A 17,123-nucleotide genomic window follows, 5' to 3' on the forward strand; every position below is an offset into this window, starting at 1 on the left:
GCGACAGCCAAGAGAGGAACCGCCATGAGTCGTGAAGCCCTGCATGAATCGCTGTCCGCGGTGATGGATAACGAAGCGGACGAGTTGGAATTACGTCGCGTACTCGCAGGCGACAACCCCGAGCTGCGTGCCACCTGGTCGCGTTATCAGCTCGCTCGTGCCGCAATGCACAAGGAACTGATCGAGCCGCGCCTGGACATCGCAGCTGCGGTATCGGCTGCGCTGGCCGACGAGGCTGCTCCGGTCAAGGAGCAGCAGCGGACCGGCTGGAGAAGTCTGGGACGTCTCGCGGTAGCGGCTTCGGTCACGGTAGCTGTTCTGGCAGGTGTACGCCTGTACAATCAGAACGAAGTTGCCGGTCCGCAGCTTGCCCAGCAAGCGCCGCAGCCGACCATCTCCGTCCCGCAGGCCAATCAGGGGCCGACGGTGCTGGCTGGTTACAGCGAGCAGGCCGAGCTGCCCGCGCAGACAGCGGAGTCAGCACCGGTAGAGCGTTGGCATGAGGAGCGTCTGCCTTCTTATGTTCGCCAGCATGCACAGCAGGCTGCCTTTGGCACCGGATCGGAGAGCGCGCTGCCGTACGCTCGTGCGGCCAGCATGGAAGAACGTTAGGGAGAAACATGCGCGTATTACCGCTGTATGTGGTGATGGGGGGCTGGCTATCGATGCCGGCCCTCGCTGCTGATGCTGAGTCTTGGATGGGGCGCCTCGCGATAGCCGAGCAGCAGCAGAGTTATGCAGGGACTTTCGTCTACGAGCGTAACGGCAGCTTTTCCAGCCATGCTGTTTGGCAGCAGGTCGACGGAAAGCGGGTGCAGGAGCGCTTCCTCCAGTTGGATGGGGCGCCTGCCGAAGTTCTATTGGTCGATGGACAGATGCAGTGCGCCACCGATGAGCTGGCGGCTCAGGTGCGCGAGGCGCAGGCGTGGCACGGTCAGCGTCTGGACCCCAAGGCACTTTCCGAATGGTACGAATTCCGTGAGATCGGTGACTCTCGTGTCGCCGGCCGTTCTGCGGTGGCGCTTGCCGTCGTTCCGCGTGACCAGCATCGCTACGGATTCGAGCTTCACCTCGATCGCGAAACCGCACTGCCGCTCAAGTCCCTGATGCTCAATGAGAAGGGTCAGCTGCTCGAGCGTTTCCAGTATGCGCAGTTCTCTACCGGTCCGATCGATGCCAAACAACTGAAGCCAAGTGCCGATTGCAAGCCGGTATCGGTCAGCAAGCGTGAAGCCAACCCCTCTTCAGTCTGGCGTTCCGATTGGCTGCCGGCCGGTTTCAAGTTGCTTGATGCCAACCAGCGTCCGAGTCCCGCGTCTTCCGAAACGGTGTCCTGGTTGTCCTATGGCGACGGCCTGGCCAAGTTTTCGGTGTTTCTCGAGCCTTTGCGCGGCGCCTTGGTCGAAGATGCGCGTAGTCAGATGGGCCCCACCGTCGCCGTGTCCAAGCGCATCAGCACCGAGGACGGTGACGTGATGGTTACCGTCGTCGGAGAGATCCCGCTCGGTACGGCCGAACGCGTGGCGCTCTCCATGCGTGCTGGTGCCGAACAGGCGCAGCGATGATCGAAGAGTCGGGGCGGGTCGTTGCGCTGGATGACGGCGCCGTTTGGGTCGAAACTCGGCGCAAAAGCACCTGCTCTGGCTGTTCGGCGAAGAACGGCTGCGGGCAGGGCTTGATGGATACCCTCGGGGTGCGTGAGCAACGAGGGCTGATTCGGGCGCTTAGCGACCTGCAGCTCCAGGTGGGTGACTCGGTCATCGTCGGGGTCCGCGAGGACGTGTTGCTGCGCGGTGCCGTACTTGTCTATCTTCTCCCTCTGCTCATGCTGATGGCGGCAGCAACGCTCGCCGCCCAGTTTTCTGCGCATGAACCGCTCGTCATCCTGGCGGGGTTCGGGGGATTCTTCGTTGCCTGGCTGTTCGTGCGCATGAGAAGCCGAACGGTGGCAAGCGATCCGAATCTGCAGCCGGTGGTTTTGCGCGCTATGCTCGCGGGGCCTGCGAGTCCCTGAGCTTCCTTGTTTTGTCAGTGGGGAGACTTGTAGTCATGCTCAATCGAAACAGCTGCTTTGCCTTCGTGGCAGGCCTGGCCCTGTTCGGGCAGGCCGTGGTGGCGCAAGCGCAAGCGGCTTTGCCTGATTTTACGCCGCTGGTTGAAAATGCCTCGCCAGCGGTCGTCAACATCAGTACCAAGCAGAAAGTGCCCACACGTGGGGCCACCGCGCAGATTCCTGAACTCGAAGGGTTGCCGCCGATCTTTCGCGAATTCTTCGAGCGCAGCATTCCACAAATGCCGGGCGCGCCGGGCCAGGGCCAGCAGCGCGAGGCGCAATCACTGGGCTCCGGATTCATCATCTCCGATGACGGCTATGTGCTGACCAACAACCATGTGGTGGCCGGTGCCGACGAGATCATTGTGCGCCTGCCCGATAGAAGCGAGCTCGAAGCCAAGCTGATCGGCGCCGACCCTCGCTCCGATGTGGCCGTTCTGAAGGTCGAAGGCAAGGGCCTGCCGACTGTGAAGATCGGGCGCTCCGACGAGCTCAAGGCTGGCGAGTGGGTGCTGGCCATCGGCTCGCCGTTCGGCTTCGACCATACCGTGACCGCGGGTATTGTCAGTGCGACTGGCCGCAGCCTGCCCAACGAGAGCTACGTGCCCTTCATCCAGACCGACGTGGCGATCAACCCGGGCAATTCGGGCGGCCCGCTGTTCAACCTCAAGGGCGAGGTGATCGGTATCAACTCGCAGATCTTCACCCGTTCAGGCGGCTTCATGGGCCTGTCCTTCGCAATTCCGATCGATGTAGCGATGGACGTGGCCAATCAGCTGCGCACCGACGGCAAGGTCAATCGCGGCTGGCTCGGCGTGGTGATTCAGGAGGTGAACAAGGACCTGGCCGAGTCCTTCGGGCTGGAGCGCCCGGCCGGAGCCCTGGTGGCCCAGGTAATGGATGGCGGTCCGGCGGCTCGTAGCGGGCTGCGCGTCGGCGACGTGATCCTCAGCCTCAACGGCAAGCCGATCGTCATGTCTGCGGATCTGCCTCATCTGGTCGGTGCGCTGAAGCCCGGCAGCAAGGCGCGCATGGAAGTGGTGCGCGACGGTGATCGCAAGACGCTGGACGTCAGCATCGGCGCTATGCCGGAGGAAGGCGAAGCGGTGGCGGCGTCTGGCGGTGGTCAGGAGCGCAGCGACAATCGCTTGGGCGTGAAGGTCACCGAGCTGACCGAGGAGCAGAAGAAGAGCCTCGATCTGCCGGGCGGCGTGGTGATCACCGAGATCCTCAATGGCCCGGCAGCGATGATCGGCCTGCGCCCCGGGGATGTCATCACTCATCTGAACAACCAGGCGATCAATTCGGCGGCGACGTTCAGCCGGGTTGCCGAGCAGCTGCCCAAGAACCGCTCGGTTTCGATGCGCGTGCTGCGTCAGGGGCGTGCGAGCTTCATTACCTTCAAGCTGGCCGAGTAAGCGCGGGTGCAGCAAACGAAGGGCGGCTCAGGCCGCCCTTCTTCGTTTCTGCCGTTTGGCCACTGGATGCAGCTGATCGTGATGCGGGCGGCTTGTGCGTGGCACTGCAGGGGCTGATCAGTTACACTTCGCGGCTATTTTCGGCGGGCAATCGGCCCGCGACTACCGAGTGTTGAGCTGTGAGTGACCTGAGTCATATCCGCAATTTCTCCATCATTGCCCATATCGATCACGGCAAGTCGACCCTGGCGGACCGTTTCATCCAGATGTGCGGTGGCCTGTCCGAGCGCGAAATGGCCGCTCAGGTACTGGATTCGATGGACCTCGAGCGTGAGCGTGGTATCACCATTAAGGCCCACAGCGTCACGCTGCACTATAAGGCGCGGGACGGAAAGACCTACCAGCTGAACTTCATCGATACCCCCGGACACGTCGACTTCACTTATGAAGTCAGCCGCTCGCTGGCCGCGTGCGAGGGCGCGTTGCTGGTGGTGGATGCCGGTCAGGGGGTGGAGGCACAGTCGGTTGCCAACTGCTACACCGCCATCGAGCAGGGCCTCGAGGTCATGCCGGTGCTCAACAAGATGGACCTGCCGCAGGCAGAACCCGAGCGCGTCAAGGAAGAGATCGAGCACATCATCGGCATTGATGCCACCGATGCGGTCGCCTGCAGTGCCAAGAGCGGAATGGGCGTCGACGAGGTGCTCGAGCGTCTGGTCGCAGTGATTCCTCCGCCCACCGGTGATATCGAGGCGCCGCTGCAGGCGCTGATCATCGACTCCTGGTTCGACAACTACCTGGGTGTGGTGTCGCTGGTGCGGGTACGCCACGGTCGCATCAAGAAGGGCGACAAGGTGCTGGTGAAGTCCACCGGCAAGGTGCATCAGGTGGACAGCGTTGGTGTCTTCACGCCCAAGCACACCGCCACCGCCGATCTCAAGGCCGGCGAAGTGGGCTTCATCATCGCCGGGATCAAGGATATCCATGGTGCGCCGGTGGGCGATACCCTGACGCTCTCCAGCACGCCGGACGTGGAGATGCTGCCCGGCTTCCAGCGCATCAAGCCGCAGGTATATGCCGGCCTGTTCCCGGTCAGCTCCGACGATTTCGAGGACTTCCGCGAAGCCCTGCAGAAACTCACCCTCAACGACGCGGCACTGCAATACGAGCCGGAAAGCTCCGAGGCGCTGGGATTCGGATTTCGTATCGGCTTCCTCGGCATGCTGCACATGGAGATCATCCAGGAGCGCCTGGAGCGCGAGTACGACCTGGACCTGATCACCACGGCGCCGACGGTGGTCTACGAGCTGCTGCTCAAGAACGGCGACACCATCTACGTCGACAACCCGTCGCGCCTGCCGGACCTGTCCTTCATCGAAGACATGCGCGAACCCATCGTGCAGGCCAACATTCTGGTCCCGCAGGATCACCTCGGCAACGTCATCACCCTGTGCATCGAGAAGCGCGGCGTGCAGCGCGACATGCAGTTCCTCGGCTCGCAGGTTCAGGTGCGCTACGACCTGCCGATGAGCGAAGTGGTGCTGGATTTCTTCGATCGTCTGAAGTCGGTGAGCCGTGGTTACGCCTCGCTGGACTACAGCTTCGTGCGTTTCCAGTCGGCGAACCTGGTCAAGCTGGACGTGCTGATCAATGGCGAGAAGGTCGACGCTCTGGCATTGATCGTGCACCGAGACAATGCGCATTACAAAGGCCGTCAGCTGACCGAGAAGATGAAGGAGCTGATCCCGCGGCAGATGTTCGATGTGGCGATTCAGGCGGCCATCGGCGGGCAGATCGTCGCGCGGACGACGGTCAAGGCGTTGCGCAAGAACGTTCTGGCGAAATGTTACGGCGGCGACGTAAGCCGTAAGCGCAAGCTGCTGGAAAAGCAGAAGGCCGGTAAGAAGCGCATGAAGCAGGTAGGCAGCGTGGAAATCCCGCAAGAGGCGTTCCTCGCGGTACTGAAGGTAGATAGCTGATATGTCGATCAATTTCCCGTTGTTGCTGGTTATCGCCGTGGCCGTCTGCGGTCTTTTGGCACTGAGCGATCTGTTGTTCTTCGCACCCCGGCGTCGGGCTGCGATCGCCAACTACGAAGGGCGCACCGGGGAAATCGATCCATCGACGCTGGAGGCGCTGAACAAGGAGCCATTGCTGATCGAGTATGGCAAGTCCTTCTTCCCGGTGCTGGCCATCGTGCTGGTACTGCGCTCGTTTCTTGTCGAACCCTTCCAGATCCCGTCCGGTTCGATGATTCCGACGCTGGAAGTCGGTGACTTCATCCTGGTCAACAAATTCGCCTACGGCATCCGCCTGCCGGTGGTGGACACCAAGGTGATCGAAGTCAGTGATCCGAAGCGCGGCGACGTGATGGTCTTCCGCTATCCCAACGAACCCAGCATCAACTACATCAAGCGGGTCGTCGGTCTGCCGGGTGACACCGTGCGCTATAGCAGCGACCGCCGTCTGTTCGTCAACGATCAGCCGGTGGCCGAAATGCTGGTCGGCGAAGAACCGGGCAGTCTCGGCAGCGCCGTGCTGTATCGGGAAAAACTCGGCGAAGTGGAGCACCTGATCCGCAAGGAAATGGGGCGCTATCGAATCGAACCGAGCCGCCAGTGGACCGTGCCGGCCGAGCATTACTTCATGATGGGCGACAACCGCGACAACTCCAACGACAGCCGCTACTGGCAGGATGACTCGATCCCCGCCGAGCTTGCTGGCATGGTTCCGGACCGCAACATCGTCGGCAAGGCCTTCGCCGTGTGGATGAGCTGGCCCGATCCGAAACTCAGCAATCTGCCGAATTTCTCCCGCGTGGGCCTGATTCACTGAAAGCTGTGAATTGCGGCCCCCGTCGAGCGTAGTGGGCTCGTTATATTTGTCTTGCCCCGATCGGTGGGTATCGTTACGACATAGAGGTCGACATGAGTTTTGCGCGTTCGCAAAAAGGGCTGTCCATGCTGAGCTGGATCATGCTCCTGGCGGTTGTGGCGTTTGTGGCCAGCACCGGGTTCAAGATGTTCCCGCATTATTTCGACTACATGTCCATGGACAAGATCATCCAGTCCGTGGAAACCGACGAAGCGCTTGAGATTCGCAGCGTCGGGGAGTTCTATAGTCATGTCAGCAAGGGGATGCAGGTCAACGGCATCCAGAATATCGATCTGAAGGAAGCGCTGAAGGTCGAGATCCAGAACAATGAATTCAGGGCACACCTGAAGTACGAAAAACGCGAGCCGCTGATCCGCAATCTCGATCTGGTGGCGAACTTCGACAAAGAATATCGCCTAAGGATGCCGTGAGCACTTCGTTAGCCCGCCTCGAGCGCAAGCTCGGCTATCAATTCAAGGACCAGGAGCTGATGCTCCTGGCCCTTACCCATCGCAGCTATGCCGGACGCAACAACGAGCGTCTGGAGTTTCTCGGCGACGCCATCCTCAACTTCGTTGCTGGCGAGGCGCTGTTCAACCATTTTCCGCAGGCCCGTGAAGGCCAGCTGTCGCGGCTGCGGGCCCGGCTGGTCAAGGGCGAGACGCTTGCCGTGCTGGCACGCGGCTTCGAGCTTGGTGATCACCTGCGTCTCGGCTCCGGTGAACTCAAGAGCGGTGGCTACCGCCGCGAATCGATTCTGGCCGATACCCTCGAGGCGCTGATCGGCGCCATTTATCTCGATGCCGGCATGGATGTCGCCCGTGAGCGGGTTATCGCCTGGCTGGCCAACGAGCTGCAGGGCTTGACGCTGGTGGACACCAACAAGGATCCCAAGACCCGCCTGCAGGAGTTTCTCCAGTCGCGTGCCTGTGAGCTGCCGCGCTACGAAGTGGTGGACATCCAGGGCGAACCGCATTGCCGCACGTTCTTCGTCGAATGCCAGGTGGCCTTGCTCAACGACAAAACTCATGGGCAGGGCGCCAGTCGCCGCATTGCCGAACAGGTTGCCGCAGCAGCCGCATTGATCGCCCTGGGCGTGGAGAATGGACATGACTGACGAGCAGCAACAATCCGAAGACGTCAGCCGTTGCGGTTATGTCGCCATCGTCGGCCGGCCGAACGTCGGCAAATCCACCTTGCTCAACCACATCCTCGGGCAGAAGTTGGCGATCACCTCGCGCAAGCCGCAGACGACCCGTCACAACATGCTCGGCATCAAGACCGAGGGCAGCGTGCAGGCGGTCTATGTCGATACCCCGGGTCTGCACAAGAATGGCGAGACCGCGCTCAACCGCTACATGAACCGCACCGCGGCCTCGGCGCTAAAGGATGTCGACGTGGTGATCTTCGTCGTCGACCGCACCCGCTGGACCGATGAAGACCAGGCCGTGCTGGAGCGCGTGCAATACGTCACCGGACCGCTGATCGTCGCCGTCAACAAGACCGACCGCATCGAGGACAAGGCCGAGCTACTGCCGCACCTGCGCTGGCTGGCCGAGCAGCTGCCGAATGCCGAGATCGTGCCGATCTCTGCGCAGCACGGGCAGAATCTGGAAACCCTGGAACAGCTGGTGGCCGAGCGCCTTCCCGAGGGCGAGCACTTTTTCCCGGAAGATCAGATCACCGACCGCAGCAGCCGCTTTCTTGCCGCCGAGCTGGTGCGCGAGAAGATCATGCGTCAGCTTGGCGCCGAGGTGCCGTACCAGATCACCGTCGAGATCGAGGACTTCAAGCAGGAAGGCCACGTGCTGCACATCCACGCGCTGATTCTGGTCGAGCGCGACGGGCAGAAGAAGATCATCATCGGCGACAAGGGCGAGCGCATCAAACGCATCGGCCAGGAAGCGCGCAAGGACATGGAGGTCCTCTTCGACTCCAAGGTCATGCTCAACCTGTGGGTCAAGGTGAAGGGCGGCTGGTCCGACGACGAGCGCGCACTGCATTCGCTGGGCTATCAGTAACAGCCTCTTCGCACTCACCCGTGCGCATTGCGCACCCCCTGGGCCGCCATGCACCAGCCTGCATTCGTTCTGCACAGCCGTCCGTACAAGGAAAGCAGCGCGTTGGTCGACCTGTTCACTCCGCAGGGGCGGCTGCGCGCCGTCATGCGTGCGGCGCGGGGCAAGGCCGGCAGCCTGATCCGCCCGTTCGTATCGCTGGAAGTCGAACTGCGCGGCAAGTCAGAACTGAAGACCGTTGCCCGCCTGGAAAGTGCCGGGCCCGCCCACTGGCTCGATGGCCAGGCGCTGTTCAGCGGCATGTACCTCAACGAGCTGCTGATCCGCCTGCTGCCGGCGGAGGACGCGCACCCTGCACTGTTCGAGCATTACGTCGCGACTCTGCCGGCGCTGGCCGAGCACCGGCCGCTTGAGCCGTTGCTGCGGGCCTTCGAATGGCGACTGCTCGACGAGCTGGGCTATGGTTTTGCCCTCGACATCGATATCGCCGGTCAGCCGATCGACGCGCAGCGGCTGTATCGGCTGGTGCCGGACGCCGGCCTGGAGCCGGTTGTGGGGTTCCAGCCAGGGCTGTTCAATGGCGCGGAACTTCTCGCGATGGCCGAGGCCGACTGGCAGGTGCCGGGCGCGCTGGCCGCCGCCAAGCGGCTGATGCGCCAGGCTCTGGCACCGCATCTGGGCGGCCGACCGCTGGTTAGCCGCGAACTGTTCATGAATCTGAAGGAGTCCCCGCGTGACTGAAGCCAATCGAATCCTGCTCGGTGTCAACGTCGACCATGTCGCTACCCTGCGCCAGGCCCGCGGCACCCGCTATCCGGACCCGGTCAAGGCCGCGCTGGACGCCGAAGAGGCAGGCGCGGACGGCATTACCGTGCACCTGCGCGAGGACCGTCGACATATCCAGGAGCGCGATGTGCTGATGATGAAGGACGCCCTGCAGACGCGCATGAATTTCGAGATGGGTGTCACCGAGGCGATGCTGGCCTTTGCCGAGCAGCTGCGGCCGGAGCATGTCTGCCTGGTGCCGGAAACCCGCCAGGAGCTGACCACAGAGGGTGGTCTGGATGTCGCCGGCCAGGAGGCGCGCATTCGCGAGGCGGTGGAGCGGTTGCGCGGCTGCGGTGCGGAAGTCTCGCTGTTCATCGATGCCGATCCGCTGCAGATCGAGGCGGCGGCCCGGGTCGGTGCGCCGGCCATCGAACTGCACACCGGTCGCTATGCCGATGCTCACAGCGTGGCTGAACGTGCCTGCGAACTGGCGCGGATTCGCGACGGTGTCGAGGTCGGTCTCAGCCACGGGCTGATCGTCAATGCCGGGCATGGTCTGCACTACCACAACGCCGAAGCCATCGCCGCCATCCGTGGTGTCAATGAGCTGAACATCGGTCACGCCATCGTCGCTCATGCGCTGTTCGTCGGCTTCAAGCAGGCGGTCAAGGAAATGAAGCATCTGATCCTCAGCGCCGCAGCGCGAGGGTGAGACAAGCCGTCCGCTGAAGGGTCCATTCGCGGTCCTCTCCGCGGGGACGGCGCTGTTCAGCGGCGGAACAGGTTGATCAGCACGGTCAGGACCAGGCTGAGAATCACCATCGAGGTGATCGGGATGAACACCCGGCTGCGTTCGGACTCGATGCGGATGTCGCCCGGTAGGCGGCCGAACCAGTTCAGCAGCCAGGGGAAGTACTGCCAGGCGACGCCGAGCAGGAGCAGCACCGCCCCGGCGAGGATCATCCAGCGTGCCATGTCGGTTCCTCGCTGGCTTCCGGGCGATGGCCGCCAAAACGGCTGCGGTACTCGGCGAAGGCGGCAATCACCTGGGCGGCCAACACCTCGACCGCATCGCTGCGATTGCTACCACGCAGCAGGTTGATCCGATAGTCGCCCAGTTGCGGTAGCCCGTACTGCCCGTCCAGCCGCTGCAGGGGCGGGCGGACCAGGCTCGCCGGGTAGGGCGCGATTGCCAGATCGGCGATCATCGCCGCTTCCTGGCCGGAGGTCTGCTCGCTCGAGTAGGCGATGCGGTAGCCGCGCCCGATTCGGTCGAGCGCGTCCAGGGCCTGCCGGCGCCAGGCGCAGTCCGGGCTGGCCAGCGCCAGCGGCAATGGCGTGCGCAGCGCGGCGACGCCGCCGCTGCGGCCGGCCCAGACCAGAGGTTCGCTGTGGATCGGCTCGCCCCGCGAATCGTCCTGCCCGAGATTGCCGGTAGTGATCAGCGCCAGATCCAGTTCGCCGGCATCGATACGTTCGATCATGTCGATGCTGCGGGCGACCGAGACGTCGACCTCCACGCCGGGATGGCTGCGGGCGAACAGCGCCAGCAGGCCGGGCAGGATGCGTGTGCCGACATCGGCCGGCGTGCCGAAACGCACACGCCCTTGCAACGCCGGCTGCAGAAAATGGGCGATCGCTTCCTCGTTGAGCTTGAGCAGGCGCCGCGCGTAGCCGAGCAGCGTCTCCCCAGCGGGGGTGAGGCGCACCTGACGAGCCTCACGGACAAACAGCGGGCGGCCCAGGGTATCTTCCAGCCGCTTGATCTGCATGCTGACCGCCGAGGTGCTGCGATAGATCTGTCCGGCCGCGCGAGTAAAGCTGCCGCTCTCGGCGATGGCGACAAAGGTGCGTAGCACGTCGCTTTCCAGCAGCGGGGCAGTCGTACCGGGGTTGGATGGTTCCAGCATGAGCCACCATTCAATAATCTTGAACGCAGGCTTTTATATTAGTCGTTTGTTTGAACAGTGGGCGTCCGCTCATCCTGTTCGTGAACCCGTGGCCGCCATATCCATGACGTGCCCACGGCCAGCGAAACGGAGGTGAGCATGTCTACAGAGCCACGCAAAATCCGATCACGGCGGCCAGTGGAGCCCCAGATTCCTGACGTCTACATGCCGGCCATGTGGCCGCTCGGTCTGCAACGCAGCCTGCATGACTGGTACCGGGCGTGGCGGCAGCGCAGCCGTTATCGGCAGTTGTTGCGACTGGACGACGCCGAGCTGGCCAAGCGCGACCTGAGCCGCCAGCAGTTGCTCGAACGGGCGCGCCTGCCGCTGCGGCAACTCGTGGAGGGGCGGCGCCGCAAGCGTGGCGCCTGACATCATTAGGCCGAGATGCTCAGGGCTTGCGTGCCAGCAGTACGGCGCGCATGGGGGCCGGCAGCCCTTCGACGGTGCGGCCGTGGTCCTGAGGGTCGAGGAAATCCGGTAGCGACTGGTAGCGCATCCAGTCGGTGCTGCGCTGTTCCTCGACGCTGGTCACGCTGACGTCCACACAGCGCACGTCGACGAAGCCGGCCCGCCGCAGCCAGCGCTCCAGCGCCGGCACCGAGGGCAGGAACCAGACGTTGCGCATCTGTGCGTAGCGGTCTTCCGGTACCAGCGCGGTGTTCTCGTCGCCCTCGACCACCAGCGTTTCCAGCACCAGCTCGCCGCCGCGGACCAGGCAGTCCTTCAGATCGAGCAGGTGATCGACGGGCGAACGGCGATGGTAGAGCACGCCCATGGAGAATACCGTTTCGAAGCCTTCGAGCTTGGGTGGCAGGTCTTCCAGGGCGAACGGCAGGTGCCAGGCGGGTAGCTCTGGCAGGTAACGTTTCATCGCATGGAACTGGCAGAAGAACAGCCAGTTCGGGTCGACACCGACCACGCTGTCAGCACCGGCGCCGAGCATGCGCCACATGTAGTAACCATTGCCGCAGCCGACGTCGAGGATGCGCTTGCCGGCAAGGTCGAGATGCGGCGCGACCCGGGCCCATTTCCAGTCCGAGCGCCATTCGGTGTCCACATGCACGCCGAATACCTCGAACGGCCCCTTGCGCCACGGCGACAGCCCCATAAGCGCCTCGCGGGTGGCCTGGCGTGTGGCTTCGTCGCAGGGGGCCGCGAGGCGGAAACATTCGCGCAGCTCGATCTGCGTCGGCATCAGCGCCGGTAGCGCATCGACGGCCCGGCGCCAGCGCGGCAGATCGCCATGACCGATGGCGAGTTTGGCGTCCAGTTGCTGTTGAACGTCGTTGGCCCAGGCAGCGAGTGGTGTGCCGGCCAGGCGCCAGGCGAGGGGAGTGAGGTCGAGATTCATGGCAGGGCGATCAGCGAAGCGAAATTCAGGCATTGGAACCAGGGCACGACCTTGGAAAAGCCGGCCTCGAGCAGGCGTTGGCGATGGGTTTCCAGGCTATCGGGCTTCATCACGTTCTCGATGGCGCTGCGCTTCTGGGCGATCTCCAGTTCGCTGTAGCCATTGGCGCGCTTGAAGGCAATGTGCAGGTCGGTCAGCAGCTGCTGCTCCTCGTCGTCCTCGAAGCGCAGTTTCTCCGACAGGATCAGCGCGCCGCCCGGCACCACTGCCTGACGAATGCGGCCGAGCAGGGCCGGGCGCTGTTCGGGGGCGATGAACTGCAGGGTGAAGTTCAGCGCCACCAGCGAGCTGGACTGGAACTCCAGGGCCAGAATGTCGGCTTCTAGGACCTCCACCGGCAACAGCTCCTGGTACATGGAGTCCTGCGCATGCAGGTATTCGCGGCAGCGCTCGACCATGGCGGTGGAGTTGTCCACGGCAATCACCTGGCAGTTGTCCTGACTCACATGCCGGCGCAGCGCCTGGGTCACCGCACCCAGCGAGCAGCCAAGGTCGTACAGGCGGGTATTGGGCTGAGCGAACTGTGCGGCGATCACGCCCATATTCTCAACGATCGTCGGGTAACCAGGTACCGAACGCTTGATCATGTCGGGGAACACCCGTGCCACGTCCTCGTTGAAGACGAAGTCCTGGACACGGGCTAGGGGCTGGGCGAACAGACGGTCGGGATCGTGACTCACGGTGGCGGCGGCGTGTTGGAAAAATGGGGCGGCATTGTAGCGGAAAGCGGCTGCCTGGCCCTGCCTCAGTGCACCTCGATCCGACAATCGAACAGCCCGGCCGGCTCGCCATCGGCCTCCCAGGGGCGCTGGTAGGTCAGGTAGAGCCGACCGCTGCCGGCCTGCCGCGCTTCGAAACGCCAGGTGGATAGCCCGTCGCCGCCGATCATGTCGTCCTTCGGGTTGCTGAACACTTCAGGCCCAAGACTGCGCAGCTGCTCCGGGGCCGACTCGTGGAGGATCCAGCGATAGCCGGTGGTCGGGTTGCTCGGCAGGCTGACGATCAACTGCTGACCGTTCTGCAGGCTCTGCGGGCAGCGTCGATCGTCGCTGAGTACCACGCTCGAAGGCGGTGCGCTCTCTTGGCCGGCGCAGGCGGTCAGCAGGGCGAGGCTGGTGGGTAGCAGCAGGCGAGGGATGTCGAAAGGCATGATCGGCACCAGTCGGAATGGAACCGGAAGGATAGCCCAAAAGCGTCCGGCTGCAGACGTGTCAGGGGTGCGGCGAGCGCAGGGCGGCTGTGCAAGCGCACCGTCCGCCCCGCGCAGGCTGTTTCTACTCAGAAGAGCACCTTGGCCACATCGGCGAAGCGCCTGGCGAAGTGCACCGTCAGCCCTTCCTTCAGGTAGTCCGGCAGCTCGTCGAAGTCGCCACGATTGGCTTCCGGCAGGATTAGCTCGAAGAGCTTCTGCCGCCGCGCGGCGATGACCTTCTCGCGTACCCCGCCGATGGGCAGCACATGGCCGGTCAGGGTCAGCTCGCCGGTCATCGCCACGCCCTTCTTCGGCGGCTGGTTGCGTGCCAGCGACAGCAGTGCGCTGGCCATGGTGATGCCGGCGCTGGGGCCGTCCTTGGGTGTCGCGCCTTCCGGCACGTGCAGGTGCACGAAGGCCTGGTCGAAGAACTGCGGATCGCCCTTGAACGTCTTCAGGTTCGAGGTCACGAAGCTGTAGGCGATCTCCGCCGATTCCTTCATCACGTCGCCGAGCTTGCCGGTGAGCTTGAAGCCGCGGTTGAGCGTATGGATGCGCGTCGCCTCGATCGGCAGCGTGGCGCCGCCCATGCTGGTCCAGGCGAGGCCGGTGATCACGCCGACGCCGGAGAGCACCTGTTCGCTGCGGAACACCGGTTTGCCGAGGTAGCTTTCGAGATCCTTCGGCGTGATCTTCAGCACCGCTTGCGGATCTTCCAGCAGCTTGACCACCGCCTTGCGCACCAGTTTGCCCAGCTGCTTTTCCAGCTGGCGTACACCGGCCTCGCGGGCATAGCCTTCGATCACCGCCTTCAAGGCGCTGTCGCTGATGGCCAGGCGCTCCTTCGGCACGCCGGTCTTGTCCAGCAGCTTCGGCCACAGGTGGCGCTTGGCGATTGCCAGCTTCTCTTCGGCGATATAGCCGGACAGGCGGATCACCTCCATGCGGTCGAGCAGTGGGCCGGGGATCGAGTCCAGCGTGTTGGCCGTGCAGACGAACAGCACCTTGGACAGGTCCAGGCGCAGGTCCAGGTAATGGTCGAGAAATTCGACGTTCTGCTCCGGGTCGAGGGTCTCCAGCAGCGCCGATGCTGGATCGCCCTGGTAGCTGCTGCTGAGCTTGTCGATCTCGTCGAGCATGATCACCGGGTTCATCACTTCGACATCCTTGAGCGCCTGCACCAGCTTGCCGGGCAGGGCGCCGATGTAGGTACGGCGGTGGCCCTTGATCTCCGCCTCGTCGCGCATGCCGCCGACGCTGAAACGGTAGAACGGTCGGCCGAGGGATTCGGCGATGGACTTGCCGATGCTGGTCTTGCCCACGCCCGGCGGGCCGACCAGCAGCACGATGGAGCCGGCGATCTCGCCCTTGAAGGCGCCGACGGCGAGAAACTCGAGGATGCGGTTCTTGATGTCGTCGAGTCCGGCGTGATGCTTGTCGAGCACCTTGCGCGCGCGCTTGAGGTCGAGCTTGTCCTTGCCGTAGACCCCCCAGGGCAGGGCGGTGGCCCAGTCGAGGTAGTTGCGGGTGACGGCGTATTCCGGCGAGCCGGTCTCGAGGATCGACAGCTTGTTCAGTTCCTCGTCGATGCGCTTCTGCGCGGCCGGTGGCACCACCTTGCCTTCCAGGCGCGCGCGGAACTCGTCGGCGTCGGCGCTTTTGTCGTCCTTGGTGATGCCCAGCTCGCGCTGGATGATCTTCAGCTGTTCCTTGAGAAAGAACTCGCGCTGGCGCTCGCCGATCTTGCGATTGACCTCGCCGGTGAGCTCCTTCTGCAGCTTGCCGACCTCGACTTCCTTGCGCAGCAGCGGCAGCACCTTTTCCATACGCTTCAAGACCGGCACGGTGTCCAGTACTTCCTGCAGTTCGGCGCCCGGCGCGGTGGTCAGCGCGGCGGCGAAGTCGGTCAGCGGCGACGGGTCGTTGGGGCTGAAGCGATTGAGGTAGTTTTTCAGCTCCTCGCTGTACAGCGGATTGAGTGGCAAGAGCTCCTTGATCGCGTTGATCAGCGCCATGCCGTAGGCCTTGACCTCGTCGCGCGGGTCCTCGTCGCTCTTCGGGTAATCGACTTCCACCAGATACGGCGGCTTGCGCCGCAGCCAGCCGCGGATGCGCACCCGCGCCAGGCCCTGGGCGACGAACTGCAGCTTGCCTCCCTCCTGCGAGGCGTGGTGTACGCGGACCATGGTGCCATGTTCCGGCAGGCTATCCGGGTCGAAGGTGGCCATGTCCAGCACCGGCGAGTCGACGAAGAACAACGCCACCCGCTGGTGCGGCGTCTTGGCCACGCGCTCCAGGGTCTCGGCCCAGGGGTCTTCATTGACGATGACCGGCAACACCTGAGCCGGGAAGAACGGCCGGTTGTGCACCGGGATGATGTAGAGCTTGTCCGGCTGCTGCTGGTCAGGCAGCACGAGGCCGTTGGAGATGATTTCCTGATCCTGATTGATGTCGTCGTTCATGCGGCACCCGTTGCGAATACGTGCTCCTTAGATGGGTAGTGCCCCGGATGATTTCAATCCCGGCCGCGGGGTGGGCACCTTCCCCGGCGTTAGGTAGAGTGCGCACTGGCCGGCGTCTTTCATCAACGGCGACGGCTGCCAACCTCAGGTGCCCACATGCTCAATGCCCGTCTGCTTCGCCTGGATGACCAGACTCACCAGCACGCCCACGACTATCACCAGTTGGTGATGTCGCTGGCCGGTCGTGCGGAATTCGAGGTCAACGGCTCGGGCGGGGAGGTGTGCCGGATGCGCGCCTGCCTGGTGCCGGGGGATGCCGATCATGGTTTCGCCGGCATGGGCGACAACCGCATGCTGATCATCGACCTGGACGAGCAGGAAGTCGGCACCGAAGATCCCGAACTGCTGGCGCGCCTGTTCGAGGCGCCGCGCTATCCGGCGCTGGATGCCGACTTCCAGAACCTGTTGGCGTACGCCGGTGCCGAGCTGGCGCGCTACGGCAGCGATCCGCTGCTGGCCCGCGCGCTGGGTGGCGTGTTGTTACGGGCACTGCACCTGCGGCTTTTCGGCGAAGCCCAGCAGCGTCCGGCCGGCCCGCTGGATCTGCAGCGACTGGACAGCCACATCCAGAGCAATCTGGCGCGGCGCATCACGGTCGCCGAGCTGGCCCAGGTGGTCTGCCTGAGCCCCAGCCATTTTCACGCCCAGTTCAAGGACAGCGTCGGCCTCACCCCGCACCAGTACCTGCTCAAGGCCCGCCTCGATCGCGCCGCGCGCCTGCTGCGCGAGACGCCGCTGCCCTTGGTGCGCATCGCCGAGGAGTGCGGCTTCTCCAGTCAGAGCGCATTGACCACGGCCACCCGCCGCTACCTCGGCCTGACCCCTCGCGGGCTGCGCAAGTCGGATCGCTGATCGGTCCTGGATCGCCCTGTTTTCGCGCCGGTCAGAGATTACGCAGATATTCCTGCGCCATCC

General features: G+C 63.8%; 19 protein-coding genes. 13 read left to right on the forward strand and 6 right to left on the reverse strand.

Going from position 1 to position 17,123, the window contains the following annotated elements; translation table 11 throughout:
- Nucleotides 1-24 precede the first annotated feature (24 nt).
- The 11 genes from ACVRRC_RS06840 to pdxJ all read left to right on the forward strand — a co-directional run bounded on the left by ACVRRC_RS06840 (nucleotide 25) and on the right by pdxJ (nucleotide 9,843).
- The gene (locus ACVRRC_RS06840; protein ID WP_014596050.1) at nucleotides 25-612 is read left to right on the forward strand and encodes a sigma-E factor negative regulatory protein; all 588 of its coding nucleotides are present in this window, start codon (nucleotides 25-27) and stop codon (nucleotides 610-612) included.
- Nucleotides 613-620: 8 nt separating this feature from the next.
- On the forward strand, nucleotides 621-1,565 hold the full coding sequence (locus tag ACVRRC_RS06845; RefSeq protein WP_014596051.1) for a MucB/RseB C-terminal domain-containing protein: 945 nt from the start codon (nucleotides 621-623) through the stop codon (nucleotides 1,563-1,565).
- A complete protein-coding gene (locus ACVRRC_RS06850) occupies nucleotides 1,562-2,014 on the forward strand; it encodes a SoxR reducing system RseC family protein (RefSeq protein WP_013982078.1) in 453 nt (150 codons plus the stop codon). Before ACVRRC_RS06845 ends, ACVRRC_RS06850 begins: the two co-directional genes overlap by 4 nt.
- 35 nt (nucleotides 2,015-2,049) lie before the next feature.
- Nucleotides 2,050-3,471 (forward strand): DegQ family serine endoprotease, encoded by a 1,422-nt coding sequence (locus tag ACVRRC_RS06855; protein ID WP_011912408.1) that lies wholly within the window; start codon nucleotides 2,050-2,052, stop codon nucleotides 3,469-3,471.
- Nucleotides 3,472-3,650: 179 nt separating this feature from the next.
- Nucleotides 3,651-5,450: a translation elongation factor 4 gene (lepA, locus tag ACVRRC_RS06860; RefSeq protein WP_013982080.1), complete on the forward strand. Its 1,800-nt coding sequence runs from the start codon at nucleotides 3,651-3,653 to the stop codon at nucleotides 5,448-5,450.
- A gap of 1 nt (nucleotide 5,451) precedes the next feature.
- The gene (gene lepB / locus ACVRRC_RS06865) at nucleotides 5,452-6,306 is read left to right on the forward strand and encodes a signal peptidase I (RefSeq protein ID WP_011912410.1); all 855 of its coding nucleotides are present in this window, start codon (nucleotides 5,452-5,454) and stop codon (nucleotides 6,304-6,306) included.
- A gap of 92 nt (nucleotides 6,307-6,398) precedes the next feature.
- Nucleotides 6,399-6,776: a DUF4845 domain-containing protein gene (locus ACVRRC_RS06870; RefSeq protein WP_011912411.1), complete on the forward strand. Its 378-nt coding sequence runs from the start codon at nucleotides 6,399-6,401 to the stop codon at nucleotides 6,774-6,776.
- Entirely contained in the window at nucleotides 6,773-7,462 is a 690-nt protein-coding gene (gene rnc, locus ACVRRC_RS06875; RefSeq protein ID WP_013982082.1) for a ribonuclease III, read from the forward strand. The genes ACVRRC_RS06870 and rnc overlap by 4 nt, the downstream gene beginning before the upstream one ends.
- A complete protein-coding gene (gene era, locus ACVRRC_RS06880) occupies nucleotides 7,455-8,366 on the forward strand; it encodes a GTPase Era (RefSeq protein ID WP_013982083.1) in 912 nt (303 codons plus the stop codon). Before rnc ends, era begins: the two co-directional genes overlap by 8 nt.
- 48 nt (nucleotides 8,367-8,414) lie before the next feature.
- Complete coding sequence (gene recO / locus ACVRRC_RS06885) at nucleotides 8,415-9,104, forward strand: DNA repair protein RecO (protein WP_013982084.1); 690 nt, start codon at nucleotides 8,415-8,417, stop codon at nucleotides 9,102-9,104.
- Complete coding sequence (pdxJ, locus tag ACVRRC_RS06890) at nucleotides 9,097-9,843, forward strand: pyridoxine 5'-phosphate synthase (RefSeq protein ID WP_019407281.1); 747 nt, start codon at nucleotides 9,097-9,099, stop codon at nucleotides 9,841-9,843. The genes recO and pdxJ overlap by 8 nt, the downstream gene beginning before the upstream one ends.
- A gap of 56 nt (nucleotides 9,844-9,899) precedes the next feature.
- Here pdxJ and ACVRRC_RS06895 read toward each other — a convergent pair whose 3' ends face one another.
- Nucleotides 9,900-10,106, reverse strand: a complete 207-nt coding sequence (locus ACVRRC_RS06895; RefSeq protein WP_061374109.1) for a DUF2905 domain-containing protein — start codon at nucleotides 10,104-10,106, stop codon at nucleotides 9,900-9,902.
- Entirely contained in the window at nucleotides 10,091-11,041 is a 951-nt protein-coding gene (locus ACVRRC_RS06900; protein ID WP_011912417.1) for a LysR substrate-binding domain-containing protein, read from the reverse strand. Before ACVRRC_RS06900 ends, ACVRRC_RS06895 begins: the two co-directional genes overlap by 16 nt.
- Nucleotides 11,042-11,179: 138 nt before the next feature.
- Here ACVRRC_RS06900 and ACVRRC_RS06905 point away from each other — a divergent pair, with 138 nt between their 5' ends.
- Complete coding sequence (locus tag ACVRRC_RS06905) at nucleotides 11,180-11,452, forward strand: hypothetical protein (RefSeq protein ID WP_231099676.1); 273 nt, start codon at nucleotides 11,180-11,182, stop codon at nucleotides 11,450-11,452.
- Between the two features lie 19 nt (nucleotides 11,453-11,471).
- Here ACVRRC_RS06905 and cmoB read toward each other — a convergent pair whose 3' ends face one another.
- From cmoB to lon, 4 genes are all read right to left on the reverse strand, one after another.
- The gene (cmoB, locus tag ACVRRC_RS06910; protein WP_049325610.1) at nucleotides 11,472-12,434 is read right to left on the reverse strand and encodes a tRNA 5-methoxyuridine(34)/uridine 5-oxyacetic acid(34) synthase CmoB; all 963 of its coding nucleotides are present in this window, start codon (nucleotides 12,432-12,434) and stop codon (nucleotides 11,472-11,474) included.
- Nucleotides 12,431-13,174, reverse strand: a complete 744-nt coding sequence (gene cmoA / locus ACVRRC_RS06915; RefSeq protein WP_061374162.1) for a carboxy-S-adenosyl-L-methionine synthase CmoA — start codon at nucleotides 13,172-13,174, stop codon at nucleotides 12,431-12,433. The genes cmoB and cmoA overlap by 4 nt, the downstream gene beginning before the upstream one ends.
- Nucleotides 13,175-13,239: 65 nt before the next feature.
- Nucleotides 13,240-13,644, reverse strand: coding sequence for a protease inhibitor I42 family protein (locus ACVRRC_RS06920; protein ID WP_017245691.1), 405 nt, complete (start codon nucleotides 13,642-13,644; stop codon nucleotides 13,240-13,242).
- Between the two features lie 128 nt (nucleotides 13,645-13,772).
- Nucleotides 13,773-16,148 carry an endopeptidase La gene (gene lon / locus ACVRRC_RS06925; RefSeq protein WP_013982089.1) on the reverse strand — a complete coding sequence of 792 codons (2,376 nt, stop codon included), beginning with the start codon at nucleotides 16,146-16,148 and terminating at the stop codon, nucleotides 13,773-13,775.
- Between the two features lie 156 nt (nucleotides 16,149-16,304).
- Here lon and ACVRRC_RS06930 point away from each other — a divergent pair, with 156 nt between their 5' ends.
- Entirely contained in the window at nucleotides 16,305-17,060 is a 756-nt protein-coding gene (locus ACVRRC_RS06930; protein ID WP_017245692.1) for a helix-turn-helix domain-containing protein, read from the forward strand.
- Nucleotides 17,061-17,123 lie beyond the last annotated feature (63 nt).

This window comes from Stutzerimonas sp. LR2 (assembly GCF_055755175.1).

What these genes read in the sequence shown, in the direction of transcription:
- ACVRRC_RS06840 (WP_014596050.1), top strand. Translation starts at nt 25, where the DNA reads ATGAGTCGTGAAGCCCTGCATGAATCGCTGTCCGCGGTGATGGATAAC.
- ACVRRC_RS06845 (WP_014596051.1), top strand. Translation starts at nt 621, where the DNA reads ATGCGCGTATTACCGCTGTATGTGGTGATGGGGGGCTGGCTATCGATG.
- ACVRRC_RS06850 (WP_013982078.1), top strand. Translation starts at nt 1,562, where the DNA reads ATGATCGAAGAGTCGGGGCGGGTCGTTGCGCTGGATGACGGCGCCGTT.
- ACVRRC_RS06855 (WP_011912408.1), top strand. Translation starts at nt 2,050, where the DNA reads ATGCTCAATCGAAACAGCTGCTTTGCCTTCGTGGCAGGCCTGGCCCTG.
- lepB (WP_011912410.1), top strand. Translation starts at nt 5,452, where the DNA reads ATGTCGATCAATTTCCCGTTGTTGCTGGTTATCGCCGTGGCCGTCTGC.
- ACVRRC_RS06870 (WP_011912411.1), top strand. Translation starts at nt 6,399, where the DNA reads ATGAGTTTTGCGCGTTCGCAAAAAGGGCTGTCCATGCTGAGCTGGATC.
- era (WP_013982083.1), top strand. Translation starts at nt 7,455, where the DNA reads ATGACTGACGAGCAGCAACAATCCGAAGACGTCAGCCGTTGCGGTTAT.
- recO (WP_013982084.1), top strand. Translation starts at nt 8,415, where the DNA reads ATGCACCAGCCTGCATTCGTTCTGCACAGCCGTCCGTACAAGGAAAGC.
- ACVRRC_RS06895 (WP_061374109.1), bottom strand. Translation starts at nt 10,106, where the DNA reads ATGGCACGCTGGATGATCCTCGCCGGGGCGGTGCTGCTCCTGCTCGGC.
- ACVRRC_RS06900 (WP_011912417.1), bottom strand. Translation starts at nt 11,041, where the DNA reads ATGCTGGAACCATCCAACCCCGGTACGACTGCCCCGCTGCTGGAAAGC.
- ACVRRC_RS06905 (WP_231099676.1), top strand. Translation starts at nt 11,180, where the DNA reads ATGTCTACAGAGCCACGCAAAATCCGATCACGGCGGCCAGTGGAGCCC.
- cmoB (WP_049325610.1), bottom strand. Translation starts at nt 12,434, where the DNA reads ATGAATCTCGACCTCACTCCCCTCGCCTGGCGCCTGGCCGGCACACCA.
- ACVRRC_RS06920 (WP_017245691.1), bottom strand. Translation starts at nt 13,644, where the DNA reads ATGCCTTTCGACATCCCTCGCCTGCTGCTACCCACCAGCCTCGCCCTG.
- lon (WP_013982089.1), bottom strand. Translation starts at nt 16,148, where the DNA reads ATGAACGACGACATCAATCAGGATCAGGAAATCATCTCCAACGGCCTC.
- ACVRRC_RS06930 (WP_017245692.1), top strand. Translation starts at nt 16,305, where the DNA reads ATGCTCAATGCCCGTCTGCTTCGCCTGGATGACCAGACTCACCAGCAC.